The organism is Geodermatophilus sp. SYSU D01045 (assembly GCF_054050295.1).
Genome location: NZ_JBJGZB010000006.1, coordinates 169881 through 186918 on the forward strand (window position 1 = coordinate 169881; position 17038 = coordinate 186918).

Consider the following 17038-nt stretch of genomic DNA (forward strand, 5'->3'; position numbering starts at 1 on the left):
GGCCCTGGCTCCCCACCGCGCCACACACTAACCCACTACGCCCCACCAGACACCACTCGACACCATGTCGTGACCCGCCTCCCCCACCGGCTGGCGTGCAGGTCAGGGGCGCGGGGACGGCGGGGGGCGGCCGGGTGGGGCGCGGTGGGGGGACGGCCCACCCGGAGCGGTTCCGGCGGCGTCCCGGGTGGGGGGACGGGAGGGGTCCGGTGGGGGCGGTGCGCGAACACGTTGCGGACCGTCCCGGGCACGTACCGTGGGCCGGGTGACCGACACCATGCGTGCGGCGGACGGGACGGCGGGGCTGCCGGTCGACGTCGCGGCGGAGGGCGCGCGCATCGCGGCCAACGTGTCCCGCGTCGTCCAGGGCAAGCCCGACGTCGTCCGCCTGGCCCTCGTGGTGCTGCTCGCCGAGGGCCACCTGCTGGTGGAGGACGTGCCCGGCACCGGCAAGACGACGCTGGCCAAGGCGCTGGCCGGCTCGATCGACGCCAGCGTGCGCCGCATCCAGTTCACGCCCGACCTGCTGCCGAGCGACGTCACCGGCGTGGCCGTCTACGACCAGGAGACCCGGGCCTTCGAGTTCAAGCCCGGTGCGGTCTTCGCCAACGTCGTCGTCGCCGACGAGATCAACCGGGCCTCGCCGAAGACCCAGTCGGCGCTGCTGGAGTGCATGGAGGAGCGCCAGGTCACCGTCGACGGCGTCAGCTACGAGCTGGCCCGCCCGTTCCTGGTGATGGCCACCCAGAACCCGGTGGAGATGGAGGGCACCTACCCCCTCCCCGAGGCCCAGCGCGACCGGTTCACCGCGCGGGTGTCGATGGGCTACCCCGACCGCGAGGCCGAGGTCGCCATGCTCGACGACCGCGGCACCGCCGACCCCCTGGCCTCCCTGACGCCGGTGGCCGACGCCGGCACGGTCCGCGCGCTGGTGACGGCGGTGCAGTCGCTGCACGTCTCCGACGCGATCCGCCGCTACGTCGTCGCGCTGGTCGAGGCCACCCGCCGCTCCCCCGAGCTGCGGCTGGGCGCCTCGCCGCGGGCCGGGCTGCAGCTGCTGCGCACCGCGCGGGCGTGGGCGGCGCTGGCCGGCCGCGACCACGTGCTCCCCGACGACGTGCAGGCGATGGCCGTCCCGGTGCTCGCCCACCGGCTGCTGCTCACCGCCGACGCCGCGGCCGCCCGCCGCACCGCCGAGCAGGTCGTCACCGCCCTGCTGTCCACCGTGCCCGTCCTCCGCGGACGCTGACCGCCGTGGGTGGGCCGCTGCGCACGGCGCTGACCTCGCTCACCCTCCGCGGCCGCTGCCTGGTCGCCGCGGGGGCCACCCTGCTCGGCCTCGGCGCGCTGCTCGGCGAGCGGCCGCTGGTGCAGATCGCCGTCTTCGTGCTCGCGCTGCCGCTGCTGTCGGCGGTCGCCGTCGCCCGGCAGCGGTTCCGCGTCGGCGTCCGGCGCACCGTGTCGCCGTCGCGGGTGCCACGCGGCCAGGACGCCGAGGTGCTGCTCGAGGTCACCAACGCCGACCGGCGCACCGGGCGGCTGTGGCTGCTGTCCGAACAGCTGCCGCCCGAGCTCGGCCGCTCCCGCTCCTTCGTCGTCGAGCGGCTGCCCGCCGGCGCGACGGCCGGCATGCGCTACCGGGTGTCCGGCGCCCGCCGCGGCCGGTTCCGGCTCGGCCCGCTGCGGCTGCGCCTGGTCGACCCCTTCGGGCTGGTGCAGCGCACCACCAGCGGCACCGACGGCGCCCCCCTGGTGGTCGTGCCGCGGGTCCGGCCGCTGGGGCCCGGCGGGCCGGGCGGCGGGCACGGCGGCGGCGGCGAGGGCGCCCGCCGCTCGATCGCGGTGCACGGCGAGGACGACGTGAGCACCCGCGCGTACCGGCACGGCGACGACCTGCGGAAGGTGCACTGGCGGGCCACCGCCCGCACCGGCGAGCTGATGGTGCGGCTGGAGGAGCGGCCCTGGCGGGCCCAGGCGGCGCTGCTGCTCGACACCCGCCTGCGCGCCCACCTGCTCACCCGCGCCGCCGGCCCGGGACCGGCCGCCGGCGGCACCGTCCCGGGCCCCCCCGGCGACCCGGCGCCGCCGCAGGACAGCCTCGAGTGGCTGGTGGAGGCCGCGGCGAGCATCGGCACCACGCTGGCCCGGCGCGGCGCCGCGCTGCGCGTGGTCACCACCGCCGGCGAGCTCACCCCCACCGCCCCGGACGGCGGCCGCGCCGCCCCCGCCGCGCGGGCGGCCCTGGGGCCCGTCGAGCTGCTGGACCGGCTGGCCGCGCTCGCCCCCGGCCGCGGCACCGGCCTCGGTCCGGCGGCGGAGCTGCTGCACCGCGTGGCCGGCGAGGGCCCGGTCGTCGCGCTGCTCGGCGCCGTCGGCCCCGACGACCTGACCGAGCTGGTCGCCGCGCGCTCGGGCCCGTCCGCCGACGTCGCCGTGCTGCTGGACGTGGCCAGCTGGGCCGACCCCGGCGCCCACAGCAAGCGGGGGCTGTCGGCGACGGCGCGCTCGGCGCTGACCGCCCAGCTGGAGCAGTCCGCGGCGCTGCTGCGCGGCGCCGGCTGGCAGGTCGTCGTCGCGGACTCCTCGCGCACCGTCGAGGCCGTGTGGGCCGACCTCGCCCCCGCCGCCGCGGGCGCCCGGCCCGGCGACGTCCTGGGGGTGCTCGCATGACCACCCTCGCGCCGCCGCCCCCGGTCCGGTCCGGCGGGCCGGTCCCGCCGCCGGTCCCCCCACCCCCGCCGGCCGCGCCCGTGCCTCCGGGCACGCTGCGCCGCGAGGGCGGCACGACGCTGGCCGCCGCGGTCGCCACCGCGCTGGGCAGCTGCGCCCTGGCACCGGTCTTCACCCGCCCGGCCTGGGTGCCGCCCGCGCTGGCGGCGATCGCGGTGGTCGCCCTCGGCGGGCTCGCGCTGCGCGCCGCCGGCCCGGCGCTGTGGGCCTGGGCCTCCGGCGGCCGGGCGCTGCCCGCCCGCGCCGGCGCCGCCGGCGTCCCGCTGGTGCCGCTGGGCCAGCTCGCCGCCCTGCTCTGCCTGATGACGGCGCTGTTCGCGCCCGGCGAGGCGATCGGAGGCTGGCTGCCCACCCCGGACTCCCTCGGCGACCTCGCCGTGGTGCTCACCGACGGGTCGGCCGAGGTCCGCGAGCAGTCCACGCCGGCGCTGCCGCTGACCGGCCTGCTCGCGCTCACCGTGCTGCTGGTCGGGATCGTCGCCGTCGTCGTCGACCTGATCGCCGTCGGCGGGCGGCAGCCGGCCCTCGCCGGGCTGGGGCTGCTGGTCCTGTTCTGTGTGCCGGTCAGCACGGTCACCGGCAGCATCGGGCTGACGGCGCTCGCGGCCCCGGCCGCCGGGCTGGCGCTGCTGCTGTGGGCCGACCAGGCGCGCCGGCTGGCGGCGCGGGCCGGGCGGCGGGGCGGCGCCGGCGGGCCCGCCGCGACCGGCACCGCCGTGCTGGCCCTGGCCGTCGCGCTGGTGGTCGGCAGCGTGGTGCCGACCCTGCCCGAGGGCCGGCTGGCCGCCGGCTTCGGTCCCGGGGGCGGCGGCGGGTCGACCGGCACCGCGCTCGACGCGGCCGCGGCGCTGCAGGGCCAGCTCACGCTGCCCGAGCCGATCGACCTGCTGCGGTTCGACGCCTCGGTCCTCGACCCCGGCTACCTGCGCGTGGTGACCCTCGACGTCTACAGCGCCGAGGACGGCTGGACGGTGGGCAACCTCGACGGCGAGACGTCGGTGGCGCAGCCCGGCGACCTCGCGCCGCTGCCCGGCCGCCGCGAGGGCCGGCGGGTCGAGGCCACGATCACCGCGGTCGGCCACGACGACCGGTTCCTGCCGGTGCCCACCTCTCCCCTGACGGTGGAGATCGACGACGCCGACGCCTGGCGGTTCGACCCGGCCACCGGCACCGTCTTCGGCCGCGACGTCACCACCGCGGGCCGCAGCTACCGGGTCACCGCGGTCGAGCCCAGCCCCACCGAGGACGACCTGCGCGCCTCCGGCGAGGTGCCGGCCGGCTCGCCGGTGCGCGAGCGCGACACCGCGCTGCCGCCGCTGGACCCCGCCGTCACCGACCTGGTCGCGGGCCTGACCGCGGGCGCGGCCACCCCCTACGACGCGGTGCGCGCCATCCAGGGCCACTTCTCCCGCGCGAACGGCTTCGTCTACAGCCTCTCGACCCGGCCGGGCACCAGCGGCGACGACCTCGCCGACTTCCTGCGGCTCAAGCAGGGCTACTGCGAGCAGTACGCCGGGGCGATGGCCGCCATGGTCCGGGCCGCGGGCATCCCCGCCCGGGTCGCGCTGGGCTACACCCCCGGCCGGGTGCAGCCCGGCGGCGGACGGCTGGTCACCAGCGACGACGCGCACGCCTGGGTCGAGGTGTACTTCGACGACCTGGGCTGGGTGCCGTTCGACCCGACCCCGATCGACAGCGAGCGCGCCGTCGACCTGCCGTGGGCGCCGCGGCCGGCCGACCAGGAGGTCCTCGAGCGCCCGCAGGACGTCCCGACCGCACCGACCGCGCCCCAGAGCGTCCCGACGCCCCAGCGGGACCGGGTCGACGGCGCCACGCCGCAGGGCACGACGACGGCCGCACAGACGTCGTCGGCGCGCCCGGTGCTGCTCGCCGCCGGCGTGCTGCTCGGGCTGGCCGCGCTGCTGGCCGCGCCCGCCGGCGCCCGGGCGCTGCAGCGCCGCCGCCGGGTGGCCGGCGGCAGCCCGGCCGCGCTGTGGGACGAGCTCGCCGCGACCGCGCGCGACCTCGGCCTGCCCTGGGACCCCGCGCAGACCCCGCGGCAGCAGGCGGCGGCGCTGAGCCGCACCCTCGACGGCGTCGCCGTCGCCGGGGGCGCGCACGGCGCCGGCGTCCCCGGCGCGGCCGACGCCATCGGGCAGCTGGCCCGCGCGGAGGAGGCGGCCAGCTACGGCCGTCCCGGCGCGCCCGCCGACCCGTCCCTGGGCGCCGCGCTGACCCGGGCGCGGCGGGGGCTGGCCGCGGCGGCGGCGCCCGGGGCCCGGCTCCGGGCCCTGCTGTGGCCGGCGTCGCTGGGTGACGCGCTCGGGGCGGCGGTCACCGCCCGCCTGCCCCGCCGGACCCCCGTCGCCTGAGCGGGACCCCGCGGGTCCCGGGCCGGCGGGGTCTACTGCCGGGTCGCCCAGACCGAGGCGCCGTGCCAGTCGACGGCCACGGCCGGCTCGTCCCCCACGACCCAGGCGTCGTGTCCCGGCGGCAGCGTCGTGACGTCACCGGGACCCGCGTCGAGCTCGGTGCCGTCCGCCATGACGACGTGGATGCGGCCGGAGAGGTGGTACTGCTGGTGCGGCGCCTCGCACAGGTCCGTGCCGGCGACCGGCCTGACGTGCTCGGACCACCGCCAGCCGGGCTGGACGGTGATCCTGCCGACCTCGACGTCGCCGGCCAGGCGCACCAGCTCCAGCCGCCAGTTGTCGCCCTGCCGCACCTCGTCGGGACGGTCGAAGGACACGTGCTCCAGGGGCTGTGTCTGCGTCATCGGGACTCCCCCTCCCGAGCGGCCCGTTCGTGGCGGTTCCAGTGTCCCCACCCGCCCCCCGGGCGGTCGACCCCCGAGGCCACGGTGCCGGGAACGGCGACGGCCGCCGTCCCGGGTGGGACGGCGGCCGTCGGCGGGGTCTCGCGGGCTACTGGTCGTAGCGGCGGCGGAAGCGCTCCTCGAGCCGGTTCTTCAGCGGCTGCCGGCGGGGGCGGCCGCCCCGGCCGCGGCCGGCCTGCGCGCCGCGGGCACCGGCCGGGCCGGTCTCGACGGCGCCGGTGGCCGAGCGGTAGTTGAGGACGCCGAGCGCGGCACCGCCGAACATCACGAGGAAGCCGAGGACGCCCAGGGGCACGGACGGGACGACGGCGCCACCGACGAGGACGGCCAGGCCCACCACGACCAGCAGCGCACCGAGCTGCAGCTTCCGCCGGGCCTTGAGCCTGCGGTCGCCGGTGCGGACGGAGGAGGCGAACTTGGGATCGTCGTCGACGAGGGCGCGCTCGATCTGCTCCAGCAGTCGCTGCTCGTGCTCGGAGAGCGGCACCGAGACCTCCAGGTGGGCGGAGCCAGACACCACCGGGCCCGTACCCGGTGGTGACACCGAGGATACGAGCCGTCGGCGGGGTGCGAAAGGCGAGTGCGCGGCGACCCGCCGCACTGCCGTCGGGACCACCCCTCCGGGGGTCCGTGACGGGCCCCCAGGCCCGCCTCAGCGCACCCGGCGGTCGCGGTCGCGGTGCAGCAGCGTGGCCGGCCGCACCGCGCCGGCGCCGAACCGGCGGGCCGCCCGGTCGGCGGCGAGCTCCGCGTCGCGGCGGCCGTGCTCGCGGGCGCCGAGCTCGAGCTGCCGGGGAGCCTCGCCGGACCGGACCAGCCGCTCGGCCCGCACGCCGACCAGCCGGATCCGCGCCCGGTCCAGCCCGAGCGCGTCGAACAGGGCCCGCGCGGTCTCGTACACCTCCTGCCCGACGTCGGTGGGGACGCCGAGGGTGCGGCTGCGGGTGAGGGTGGTGAAGTCGGCGAAGCGGACCTTGATGCTCACCGTGCGGGTCAGCCAGCCGCCCGCGCGCAGCCGGGCCGCCGTCCGCTCGGACAGCCGCAGCAGCTCCCGGTGGATCACGGCCGGGTCGTCGACGTCGGTGGGGAAGGTCTCCTCGTGCCCGGTCGAGCGCTCCGGCTCGTCGGGCACCACCCGGCGGGGGTCGCGGCCCCAGGCCAGCTCGTGCAGGTGGGCGCCGGCGGCGGGGCCCAGTGCCCGCTGCAGGGTGCGCGCCGGGACGTGCGCGAGGTCGCCGACGGTGCGCAGCCCCAGCCGCAGCAGCACCTGCTCGGTCTTCGCGCCCACGCCCCACAGCGCGCCGACCGGCAGCGGGTGCAGGAAGTCGATGACCTCGGCCGGGCGGACGACGAGCAGCCCGTCGGGCTTGGCGTGGGTGGAGGCGAGCTTGGCCACGAACTTGGTGCCGGCCACGCCGACGGAGCAGGTGATGCCCTGTTCGTCGAAGACGCGGGCGCGCAGGTACTCCCCGATCTCGGCGGCGTCGCCCAGCCGGCGCCCGGCCCCGCCCACGTCGAGGAAGGCCTCGTCCAGGCTCAGCGGCTCCACCAGCGGGGTCACCGACCGGAACAGCGCCATGACCGCCCGGGACACCTCGGCGTAGAGGCCCACGTCCCCCGGCAGCACGGTCGCCGCCGGGCACAGCCGCAGCGCCCGCGCCGTCGGCATGGCGGCGTGCACGCCGTACGCGCGGGCCTCGTAGGTGGCCGAGGTGACCACCCCGCGGTTGCCCGCGCCGCCCACGATGACCGGCGTGCCGGCGAGCTCGGGGTGCCGGCGCACCTCGACGCTGGCGAAGAACGCGTCCATGTCGACGTGCAGCACCGTGCACCCCTCGGCACGCCCGCCCGACGACCGCACGCGACCTCCCCGCTCGAACACGTGTTCGGAGACTAACGGTCCCCCGCCGGCGGCGGCGCGCCGTCCCCGGCGTGTCCGGGGAGCTCGTGACGACGCTGGTCGGCGCATGTGTGACCGGCGCACGGGCGAGGTAGGTGGGACACGACCGACCGTCGTCCGGCGGACGGTCCCGACCCGGATCCCGGAGGAGCCCGATGGCGCTCGACGACGACGACATGACCAGCACGGAGGGTCCGGCCGACAGCGGTGCCGGCGAGGGCACGCCCGGCCAGCACGACGGCGGCGCCGACGGCGGTGCCGACAGCGGCGCGGGCCACGGCCCGGCCGACGGCGGCGCGGTGGGCGGTGGCTCGGACGGCGGCGCGGACGGCGGTGCCGACGGCGGTGCGGACGGCGGCGCCGACGGTGGTGCCGACGGTGGTGCCGACGGCGGCGCCGGTCACGGCCCGGCCGACGGCGGTGCGGACGGCGGTGCCGACGGCGGCGCCGACGGTGGCGCGGACGGTTCGGCCTGAGCCAGGACCCGGCCGGCGCGGGGCCGGGCGGGGCTGACACCCGCCCGGCCCTGCGCCGGTGCACGCACCTCGACCCCGCGGTCTTCGCCGAGCGGTACTGGTCCCGCCGCCCGCTGCTCGCCCGCGCCGAGGACACCGGGGAGTCGTTCACCGACCTGCTGACGCTGACCGACGTCGACGAGCTGCTGTCGCGGCGCGGCCTGCGCACGCCGTTCCTGCGCATCGCCAAGGACGGCGCCGTCGTCGACGCCCAGCGGTTCACCACCTCCGGCGGCGCCGGCGCCGAGGTGGCCGACCAGGTCTCCTCCGACGCCGTGCTGCGGCTGTTCGCCGACGGCAGCACCGTGGTCCTGCAGGGCCTGCACCGGCTCTGGCCGCCGCTGATCGAGTTCGCCGACCAACTGGCCGCCGACCTGGGGCACCCGACGCAGGTCAACGCGTACGTGACGCCGCCGTCCTCGCGCGGGTTCAGCCCGCACTACGACGTCCACGACGTCTTCGTGCTGCAGGTGGCCGGCGAGAAGCACTGGACCATCCACGAGCCGGTGCTCGAGGAGCCGCTGCGCACCCAGCCGTGGACCGACCGCCGGGCCGCCGTCGCCGCGGCCGCCGAGCGCGAGCCGGTGGTCGACGCCGTCCTGCGCCCGGGCGACACCCTCTACCTGCCGCGCGGCTACCTGCACTCGGCGGTCGCGCTCGGGCAGACCAGCGCGCACCTGACCATCGGCGTGCACTCGGTGACCCGCTGGGCCGCGGCCGAGTCGGCGCTGGACCTGGTGCGGGTGCTGGCCGCCGAGGACCGGGAGCTGCGCCGCGCCCTGCCGCTGGGCCTGGACCTGTCCGATCCGGCGTCGGTCCGCGACGACGTCGCCACGGTCGTGACCGCGCTGCAGGAGTGGCTGGGCCGGGTGGACCCCGGCGAGGTCGCCGAGCGGCTGCGCTCGCGGACCTGGTCGCAGGTGCGCCCCGAGCCGGTCGCGCCGCTGGCGCAGGCCACCGCGGCGGCCGCGCTCGGCCCGGACACCGTGCTGCGGCTGCGCCGCCGGCTGCGCTGCGCGCTCCGCGACGCCCCGGCCACCGCCGAGGGCGGGCGGGTCGCCCTGCTGGCCGGCCGCCGCCGGCTGGAGTTCCCCGCCTCCACCCGCGCCGCGCTCGAGGGCCTGCTGGCCGCCGGCGAGCTCAAGGTCGCCGACCTGGCGGGCCTGGACGCCGACGACCGGCTCACCCTCGCCCGCCGGCTGGTCACCGAGTCGATCGCGCTGGTCGCCGGCGCGGCGGTGCAGGGCGCGCACGGGGTCGACGGCGTCCCGGCCACCGCCCCCGAGCCGGGTCCACACGGACCTGGCGCCCCGGCGCCGGACGCCGGCGGGGACGATGGGGAGCGTGCCGACGCCCTCGGGACCGGGTCGTGACCCCGTCGCCTCCTCCCGGGTGACCGCCACCGTCCCCGCCCGTGCCGGCCGGCTCGACGCCACCCGCTGCTCGGTCACGGCCCTGGTCCGGGGGGACTCCCCCGTGGCCACGGCCGGGCCGGCGCAGCGCTGGCTGCTCGTCGAGCAGCCGGGCCCGTGGGGCCGCGACGCGCTGACCGGCTCCCGCATCGACCCGGCGGTGACCGCCCGGCTGGCCGCGCGCGCCCGCGCCGAGGGCGTGCGGGTGCTGCTGGTCCGCCGGCCCGGCGACCGGGCCGCGGACTCCGGGCGCCGCTGGGCCTACGCCGACGGCCGCCCGGGCCGCGAGGGCCTGTGGTGGTCGACCCGCGACGACGACGCCGAGCTGGTCGGGGCCCCCTGGGACGGCTCGGTCGGCGAGCGCGCCGACCGGCCGGCGTACCTGGTGTGCACGCACGGGCAGCACGACGCCTGCTGCGCGCTGCGCGGCCGGCCGCTGGCCGCGGCGATGCCCGCGCCCGCCGACGTCTGGGAGTGCAGCCACCTCGGCGGCTGCCGGTTCGCCTCCAACGTGCTGGTGCTGCCGCACGGGTTCGCCTACGGGCAGGTGCCCGGCGACGGCGCCGACCTCGTGGCCGCGCACGCGCGCGGCGAGGTGGCGCTGCCGTGGCTGCGCGGGCGGGCCGGGCTGCCGGGGCCGGTGCAGGCCGCCCAGCAGGCCGCCCGCGAGCGGCTGGGGCTGCTCGGGGTCGACGACCTGCCGGTGCGCGGCTCCCGGCGGCTGGCCGCCACCGCGGCCGAGGACGCCGGCGGCGTCGAGCGGTTCGAGGTGGTGCTCGGCGGCACGGACGGCGACGTCGTGGTGCGGGTGGAGAGCCGCCCGGCGGACGAGGCCGCGCAGCTGACCTGCCGGGCGGTGCACGCGGCACACCCGCGCACGTGGACGGCGCTGTCGGTGTCCCCGGTCCGCTGAGCCGCCCCCGTCGGTCAGGTGAGCGCCCGGCCCCGGGCGAGCAGCAGCGGGATCGCGACCTCGGCGTCGGTGAGCGACCCGTGGTAGGCGGCCAGCCGGCTGGGCCCCGGCTCGGCGGCCGACGCGGTGACCGCCCACGGGCCGCGGGCGAGCGCGACGACGTCGCCGATGCGGGCGGCCATCCCCTCGCCGACGGCGCCGAACACCCCGCTGGCGACGGCCTCCTCGCGCCCGGCCACCCAGGCCCGGTCGCCGAGCACGCCGCGCCAGGCGTCGAGGACGTCGGCGGCCGCGCCGGGGACGGTGTGCACGTAGCGGGCGCGGGGCTCCCCGGCCAGCAGCGCGACGCCGTCGAGTAGGGCGGGCTCGTCGTCGACGTCGACGCGGGTGCCGGCGGGGACGTCGAGCATGCCGTGGTCGGCGGTGACCAGCAGGGCGGCGTCGTCGGGCAGGCCGGCGACCACCTGCTCGACCACCCGGTCGACCAGCGTGAGCTGCACCCGCCAGCTGTCGGAGTCCACCCCGCGCACGTGGCCGGTGAGGTCGAGCTCGGGGGTGTAGCCGTAGACCAGCCCGGTGGGGGTGGCGGCCAGCGACTGCAGCAGCACCGCGGCGAGGTCGCCGGCGCTGACCGTGCCCGCGTACGCCGCGCCCCGGTACACGGCGGTGGTCAGGCCGGAGCCGGCGTAGGCGTAGGGGGCGACGGCGGTGACCGGCAGGCCGGCGGCCGCGGCCTGCTCGAACACCGTGGGGCGAGGCTGCCAGTCGCGGGGGTCGGGGTCGTCGGCCCACTGGACGTGGTTGAGCAGCCGGTCCTCGCCCGGGACGGCGGTGACGAAGCCGAGGACGCCGTGCCCTCCCGGGGGGACGCCGGTGCCGAGCGTGGCGAGGCTGACCGGGGTGGTGCTCGGGCACGGGGCGGCGAGGTCGCCGGCGGGCGTGGCCAGCGCGGCGAGGGCCGGGGCGAGGTACGCGTGCGCGCGCAGCAGGTGCGCGCCGAGGCCGTCGACGAGCAGGACGGCGACCCGGCGGGCACCGGCCAGCGCCGCGGTGAGGCCGAGCGGGTCGGCGGGCAGACCGCCGCGGTCGACGCCGACCCCGAGGGCGGCGGCCGCGCCGGGCAGGACGTCGGCGAGGCTGGCCGCGCCGTAGGCGGGGCGGACGAGGTCCGGCGGCAGCGCCGTCACGGGCGCGCGGCCAGGACGTGCAGGCCGGCGGCGACGTCGCGGTAGGGCGAGGTGCCGGCCAGCGCGAGCTCGAGGCGGCGGACGGCCTCGGGGTCGGCGCCGGAGCTCGCGTCGAGCAGGTCGGCGACGACGGCGACGCCGCGCCACTCCTCCGGCTCGAGCCCGGCGTTCCGCAGCAGCGCGAGGAGGTCCTCGGAGCCGAAGCGGCGGCGGGCGGGGCGGGTGCGGCCGGGGGCGGGGTCCCGGTCCTCGAGCAGGGCCAGCGCCTCCTTGGGGTGGCCGCCCAGCGCGCGGGCGAGGACGGCGCCGGCCCGGTTGGCGGTCGCCACGCTCACCCGGCCGCCGGGGCGCAGCGCGCGGGTGATCTCGCCGAGGGTGGTGGCGGGGTCGTCGACCACCTCGAGGACGGCGTGGCACAGCGCGAGGTCGTAGCCGCCGTCGGCGAGAGGCAGCTCGTGCAGCAGGTCGCCGTCGCCCTGCAGGCCGCGGACCCGGTCGCCGACCCCGGCGGTCTGCGCCCGCCGCTCGAGGGTGGCCAGCGCGTCGGCGCTGGGGTCGACGACGGTGACCTCGTGGCCGCGGCGGGCCAGCGGGACGGCGAAGACGCCGCTGCCGCCGCCGACGTCGAGGACCCGCAGCGGGGAGCCCGCGCCGGCCAGCGGGTCGAGCGCGGCCCAGACCGCGGCGGTCCGGACGGGCAGCTGCTCGCCGGTGGACGGGGCGGGGGCGGTCACCCGTCCGACCCTAGTGGCGGGCGCCTGCCCGCACCGGCCCGCGGCCGGGTCAGGCGGAGACCGCGTCGGCGGCCCGCTCCAGGTCGGCGACGACGATCTTCCGCATCGTGAACATCTGCTCGACGGCACGCCGCCGCCGGTCGGGGTCGGGATCGGCCTGCAGCTCCAGCAGCCGGACGGGCACGACCTGCCAGGAGACGCCGAAGCGGTCCTTGAGCCAGCCGCAGGGGGCCTCCTCGCCGCCGTCGGTGAGCCGGTCCCAGAAGTGGTCGACCTCGGCCTGGTCGGCGCACAGCACCTGGAAGGAGATCGCCTCGCTGAACCGCCAGTCCTGCGGGCCGCCGTTGAGGCCGACGTACTCGGTGTCGCCGAGCCGCCAGCTGACGGTGAGGACCTGCCCCTCCCGCGCCGGGTCCTCGGCGCCGTAGCGGACGGTGCCGAGGACCTCGGCGTCCGGCCAGATCGACGTGTAGAACCGCGCGGCCTCCTCGGCCTCGGTGTCGAACCACAGGCACGGGATCTGCTTCGGCATGGCTGCCCTCCTCCGCGGCGCCGGCCGGGACGCCGGCGCTCGGGAGGACAGACGCCACCGGCGCCCCGGACTCATCGCTGCGCGGAGCCGCGGCGGGCCGCGGGAGGTGCTAGTGGCCCGAGCTGCCCGGGCTGGAGTGCCAGAGCTTGCGCGGGGCGGCTGCCGCAGCCCGGCGGGCGGCGGTCGCGGCGTCGTCGCCGGCGGGCTTGACGTCGGCGTACGGCGACATCCGGAAGCCGGTCGGGTGCACGAGCACCGGCTTGACCACCACCGGCCGCGAGCCGTGCGACGCCGCCGCCCCGGCGATGGCCTGGTCGGTGTACTCCCCCGGCGCGGCCATGTGCTCGGCCACCGCGGCCAGGCCGCCGGTCTCCCACGCCTCGTACAGCGCGGGCAGCTCCCAGGCGCCGGTGGCCCGGATCGACACCCCGCGCGGGCCGGTGCGCCGCAGCACCCCGCGGATCACCAGCAGCCACGAGTGGAACACCGTCGCCGCGTAGGGGCCCTGCACGTCCTCGAAGAAGGTCGAGTCGGTGCAGCCGGTGCCGTCGTCGAGGGTCACGAACACCACCCGGCGCCCCGACCGGATCGGCGGGGTCTGGGTGGCCACCTTGACCCCGGCCACCAGCACCTCGGCGTGGCTGCGGGCGCCGAGCAGCTCCCCCGCCGGCACCGCCCCGATCGCCGAGAGGAACGGCCGGTAGAAGTCGACGACGTGCCGGCTGGCGTCCAGCCCGAGCACCTCCAGCTCGGCGCGGACCAGCTCGGCGTCGGTGAACTCCGGCAGCCCGCTGCCCTCCGCCCAGCCCGGCCCGGTCTCCTCGGGGGCGCCGTCCTCCTCCGGGACCTCCAGGCCGAGCAGGTCCAGGCTGAGCTGCCCCACCGCCCCGGCCCTCGCCCCGCTGCGGCTCCACCGGTCCAGCTCGCTAATCTGCAGCAGCAGGTCCCGCCGGGTCACCGACCGGCGCGAGCGGGTGGGCCGGCCGGCCTCACGGTCGCGCACGCCGAACCCGTACAGCGAGTCGAAGCCGCCGGCGAGCACCAGCCGCTCGACCACCGGCCGGGACACCGCGGCCCGCGACCAGAAGTCCGTCAGCGACCGGTAGGGCTGCCCGGCGACGATCCGCGCCACCTCGTCCTCGCCGATGCCCTTGACGTCGGTGAGCGACAGCCGGATCCCGTAGGCCGACGGGTCGGGCATCGCCGCAGGCATCCACTCCGGCCGCCGCCAGTCCTCCCGCCGGTCCTCCGGCGCCAGCCGCTCCACCCGGTAGGTGCCGGTCGAGGCGTTGACGTCCAGGCCCAGCACCCGGATCCCGAAGTTGCGGGCGTCGTCGAGGATCAGCCGCTTCGGGTACATGCCCGGGTCGTGGGTGAGCACCCCGGCGAGGAACGCCGCCGGGTGGTGGGTCTTCAGCCACGCCGACTGGTAGGTGGGCAGCGCGAACGCGGCCGCGTGCGCCTTGCAGAACCCGAACGAGCCGAAGGCGACCAGCACCTCCCACACCTCCTCCACCACGTCGACCGGGTAGCGCCGCAGCGCCTCCGGCACGAACCAGGCCCGCACCTCCGGGTGCAGCTCCTTGTCGCCGAGCGCGCGGCGCGCCTCGTCGGCCTGGGCGAGGTCGCAGCCGGTCATCTGCGCCACGATCTGCAGCACCTGCTCGTGGAAGACGACGACGCCGGCGGTCTCCCGCAGGAACGGCGCGAGGTCCTCGTGCGGGTAGACCGGGTCCTGCCAGCCGTTCCGGGCCAGCAGGAACGGCGTCACCATGTCGCTCTTCACCGGCCCGGGCCGGAACAGCGAGATGTCGATGACGATGTCCTCGAACGTCTCCGGCCCGAACTTGCCGACCAGCTCGCGCTGCCCCGGCGACTCGATCTGGAACATGCCGAGGGTCCGGGTGCTGCGGATGAGCTCGAACGTCGTCGGGTCGTCGCGCGGGACGGCGTCGACGTCGACGGCGGTGCCGTCGACCCGGGCCACCTCGTCGAGGGCGTGCGCGATCGCCGACTGCATCCGGATGCCGAGCAGGTCGAGCTTGAGCAGCCCGAGCTCCTCGACGTCGTCCTTGTCGAACTGGCTCATCGGGTAGCCGAGGTAGCTGCTCTCCACCGGCGTGCGGTCGAGCAGCGTGGCGTCGGACAGCAGCACGCCGCACGGGTGCAGCGCGATGTGCCGGGGCAGGCCGTCGAGCCGGGCGACCAGGTCGAACAGCAGGTCGAGGTCGCCGGTGCCGCCACCGCGCCGCGAGCCCATCCGGCTGGCCCGCAGCTCCGGCAGGTCGCGCAGCGCGGCGTGCACCTGGTTGGCCCGGACGTGCGGGAAGGCCTTGGCGACGGCGTCGATCTCGGCCGGCGGCAGCCCGAGCGCGGCGCCGACGTCGCGGATGGCGTGCCGCACCCGGTAGGTGTCCATCATCGAGATGCAGCTGACCCGGTGGGCGCCGAAGCGGGCGATGACCGCGTCGTAGACCTCCATCCGCCGGGCGGACTCCACGTCGATGTCGACGTCGGGCAGCTGGTGGCGCAGCGGGGACAGGAACCGCTCCATCAGCAGGCCGTACCGGATCGGGTCGACGTCGGAGATGCCGAGCAGGTAGGTCACCAGGCTGCCCGCGCCCGACCCGCGCGCGGCCGCCCGGACCCGCAGGCCCTTGATGAGGTCGACCACGTCGGCGACGGTGAGGAAGTAGGAGGGGTAGCCGAGGGAGTCGATGACGGCCAGCTCCTCCTCGAGCCGCCGGGTCACCCTCTCCGTGCGGGCCATCCCGCGCCGGCCGAGCCCCGCCTCGCAGCGGGCGCGCAGCACCTCGGAGGGGTCCGTCCCCCGCTCCCCGGGCGCGGTGACGACGTCGAGCTCGGGATAGCGCACGGTGCCGATGCCCAGGTCCTCGCGGACGTCGACGGCGCACTGCTCGGCCAGCCGGGCGGTGCGCTCGGTCAGCCGCAGCGCGGCGTCGCGGTCGGGGCCGGCGAGCTCCGCGGCGACCTCGGCCATCTCCTTGCCCGACTTGAGGTGACCCTCGGCGGTGCGCCGGTCGACGTGCCGCGCGTCGAGGGCGACCAGCCTGCGGGAGGCGTCGAGGACGTCGGCGGTGGGCGCGTCGAGGGCGTCGACGTAGCGGACGGCGTTGGTGAGCACCGCCGGCACGCCCTCCTCCTCGGCGAAGCGCAGCAGCCGCTGGGCGCGGGAGCGGTCGCCCCGGCCGCGGTGGTGCACCACCTCCAGCACCAGCGAGCCCGGGCCGAACACCGACCGCCAGGCGGCCAGCCGCGCGGAGGCGACGTCGGCCCGCCCGGCCGCGAGCGCCCGGCCCACCGGTGAGTCCGGCCCCAGCACCGCGACCAGCCCGGGCGCGTGCTCGGCGGCCAGCGCGAGCGAGGCCACCGGCTCGCCGCGGGTGCCGCGCAGGTGCGTGGCGCTGGTCAGCCGGCACAGCGACCGCCACCCGGCGCCGTCGCGGGCGAGGAAGGTGACCCGCGGCAGCCGCGGGTCGACACTCGCCCCTCCCCGCACGGGGCTGCGCCGCGCCGGCGCCGGCCGCGCGGGGGCGTGCCCGGTGCGGCGCAGGGAGAACTCGTCCTCGCCCAGCACGTGCGCCCGCGCCGGCGGCACGGTCGTGTCCACCGCCGGCGCGACCGCGAGGTCGACGCCGAACAGCGGCCGCAGCCCGGCCGACCGGCAGGCCAGCGCGAACTTGACCGCGCCGTAGAGCCCGTCGCGGTCGGTCAGCGCCAGCGCCGTCATGCCGTGCTCGGCGGCGCGTGCGACCAGGTCGGCCGGGTGGTTGGCCCCGTACCGCAGGGAGTAGCCGGAGGCGACGTGCAGGTGGACGAAGGGGTCCCCGCTCACCGCCCGCGGGCGGGACGGTGGGCGGTGCCGCCGACCACGCGCGGCCGGGGCGCCGGCTCGGGCGTGGTGGCCAGCAGCTCCTCGACCACGGCGAGGAAGGTCCCGGCGTCGCGGACCAGGTCGTCGGCCTCGCGCTCGGTGACCGCGCGGGACAGCCCGGCCTCGGCCGCGGCGCGCTTGGCCGCGCCGGCGGCGAAGAAGGTGGCCCACTCCCCCAGCTCGGGGGCGACCTGCTCGAGCAGCACCCAGGCGCTGCGCGGCCGGCGGCGGCCGCTCTCCGGCCGGGTGCGGGCGGCCAGCACCCCCGCGGGGGGGGGGGCCGCGCCGGACGGCCGGGCGGGCGGGGGGGGGGCGTCCGGTGGGGGGCGGGGGGGGGGGGGGGGTGGCGGCGGGGCCCGGCTCGGTGGTGGCCGCCGCCGGCGC

At 78.4% G+C, this 17038-nt stretch carries 14 protein-coding genes; 6 read left to right on the forward strand and 8 right to left on the reverse strand.

Annotation, left to right across the window (positions count from 1 at the left end):
• Positions 1-265: 265 nt before the first annotated feature.
• The 3 genes from ACI798_RS07340 to ACI798_RS07350 are packed head-to-tail and all read left to right on the forward strand — an operon-like array spanning position 266 to position 5102.
• Positions 266-1249, forward strand: coding sequence for an AAA family ATPase (locus ACI798_RS07340; RefSeq protein ID WP_456940519.1), 984 nt, complete (start codon positions 266-268; stop codon positions 1247-1249).
• A 5-nt stretch (positions 1250-1254) separates the two neighbouring features.
• Positions 1255-2670 (forward strand): DUF58 domain-containing protein, encoded by a 1416-nt coding sequence (locus tag ACI798_RS07345; RefSeq protein ID WP_457047585.1) that lies wholly within the window; start codon positions 1255-1257, stop codon positions 2668-2670.
• A complete protein-coding gene (locus ACI798_RS07350; RefSeq protein ID WP_457047586.1) occupies positions 2667-5102 on the forward strand; it encodes a transglutaminase family protein in 2436 nt (811 codons plus the stop codon). Before ACI798_RS07345 ends, ACI798_RS07350 begins: the two co-directional genes overlap by 4 nt.
• Before the next feature lie 32 nt (positions 5103-5134).
• Here the strand turns inward: ACI798_RS07350 and ACI798_RS07355 are convergent, their stop codons facing one another.
• From ACI798_RS07355 to dinB, 3 genes are all read right to left on the reverse strand, one after another.
• The gene (locus ACI798_RS07355) at positions 5135-5506 is read right to left on the reverse strand and encodes a cupin domain-containing protein (RefSeq protein WP_457047587.1); all 372 of its coding nucleotides are present in this window, start codon (positions 5504-5506) and stop codon (positions 5135-5137) included.
• 148 nt (positions 5507-5654) lie between these two features.
• Positions 5655-6083: a DUF3040 domain-containing protein gene (locus ACI798_RS07360; RefSeq protein WP_456940515.1), complete on the reverse strand. Its 429-nt coding sequence runs from the start codon at positions 6081-6083 to the stop codon at positions 5655-5657.
• 135 nt (positions 6084-6218) lie between these two features.
• Complete coding sequence (gene dinB / locus ACI798_RS07365; RefSeq protein WP_456940514.1) at positions 6219-7391, reverse strand: DNA polymerase IV; 1173 nt, start codon at positions 7389-7391, stop codon at positions 6219-6221.
• A gap of 230 nt (positions 7392-7621) precedes the next feature.
• Between dinB and ACI798_RS07370 the strand changes: the two genes are divergently transcribed.
• From ACI798_RS07370 to ACI798_RS07380, 3 genes are all read left to right on the forward strand, one after another.
• The gene (locus tag ACI798_RS07370; protein ID WP_456940513.1) at positions 7622-7942 is read left to right on the forward strand and encodes a BatC protein; all 321 of its coding nucleotides are present in this window, start codon (positions 7622-7624) and stop codon (positions 7940-7942) included.
• A gap of 287 nt (positions 7943-8229) precedes the next feature.
• Entirely contained in the window at positions 8230-9354 is a 1125-nt protein-coding gene (locus ACI798_RS07375) for a cupin domain-containing protein (RefSeq protein WP_457047588.1), read from the forward strand.
• Positions 9355-9373: 19 nt separating this feature from the next.
• Positions 9374-10306: a sucrase ferredoxin gene (locus ACI798_RS07380; RefSeq protein WP_456940511.1), complete on the forward strand. Its 933-nt coding sequence runs from the start codon at positions 9374-9376 to the stop codon at positions 10304-10306.
• A 14-nt stretch (positions 10307-10320) separates the two neighbouring features.
• On the opposite strand, the gene ACI798_RS07385 is transcribed toward ACI798_RS07380, so the two are convergent.
• The 5 genes from ACI798_RS07385 to ACI798_RS07405 form a co-directional block, all read right to left on the reverse strand.
• Positions 10321-11493: an alkaline phosphatase family protein gene (locus ACI798_RS07385; protein WP_457047589.1), complete on the reverse strand. Its 1173-nt coding sequence runs from the start codon at positions 11491-11493 to the stop codon at positions 10321-10323.
• Complete coding sequence (locus ACI798_RS07390; protein WP_456940509.1) at positions 11490-12227, reverse strand: class I SAM-dependent methyltransferase; 738 nt, start codon at positions 12225-12227, stop codon at positions 11490-11492. Before ACI798_RS07390 ends, ACI798_RS07385 begins: the two co-directional genes overlap by 4 nt.
• Positions 12228-12276: 49 nt before the next feature.
• On the reverse strand, positions 12277-12759 hold the full coding sequence (locus ACI798_RS07395) for a VOC family protein (RefSeq protein ID WP_456940508.1): 483 nt from the start codon (positions 12757-12759) through the stop codon (positions 12277-12279).
• A gap of 109 nt (positions 12760-12868) precedes the next feature.
• Positions 12869-16615 (reverse strand): DNA polymerase III subunit alpha, encoded by a 3747-nt coding sequence (locus ACI798_RS07400; protein ID WP_456940507.1) that lies wholly within the window; start codon positions 16613-16615, stop codon positions 12869-12871.
• Positions 16612-16917: an SAV_6107 family HEPN domain-containing protein gene (locus ACI798_RS07405; protein WP_456940506.1), complete on the reverse strand. Its 306-nt coding sequence runs from the start codon at positions 16915-16917 to the stop codon at positions 16612-16614. Before ACI798_RS07405 ends, ACI798_RS07400 begins: the two co-directional genes overlap by 4 nt.
• Positions 16918-17038 lie beyond the last annotated feature (121 nt).

What these genes read in the sequence shown, in the direction of transcription:
- ACI798_RS07350 (WP_457047586.1), top strand. Translation starts at nt 2,667, where the DNA reads ATGACCACCCTCGCGCCGCCGCCCCCGGTCCGGTCCGGCGGGCCGGTC.
- ACI798_RS07355 (WP_457047587.1), bottom strand. Translation starts at nt 5,506, where the DNA reads ATGACGCAGACACAGCCCCTGGAGCACGTGTCCTTCGACCGTCCCGAC.
- ACI798_RS07370 (WP_456940513.1), top strand. Translation starts at nt 7,622, where the DNA reads ATGGCGCTCGACGACGACGACATGACCAGCACGGAGGGTCCGGCCGAC.
- ACI798_RS07395 (WP_456940508.1), bottom strand. Translation starts at nt 12,759, where the DNA reads ATGCCGAAGCAGATCCCGTGCCTGTGGTTCGACACCGAGGCCGAGGAG.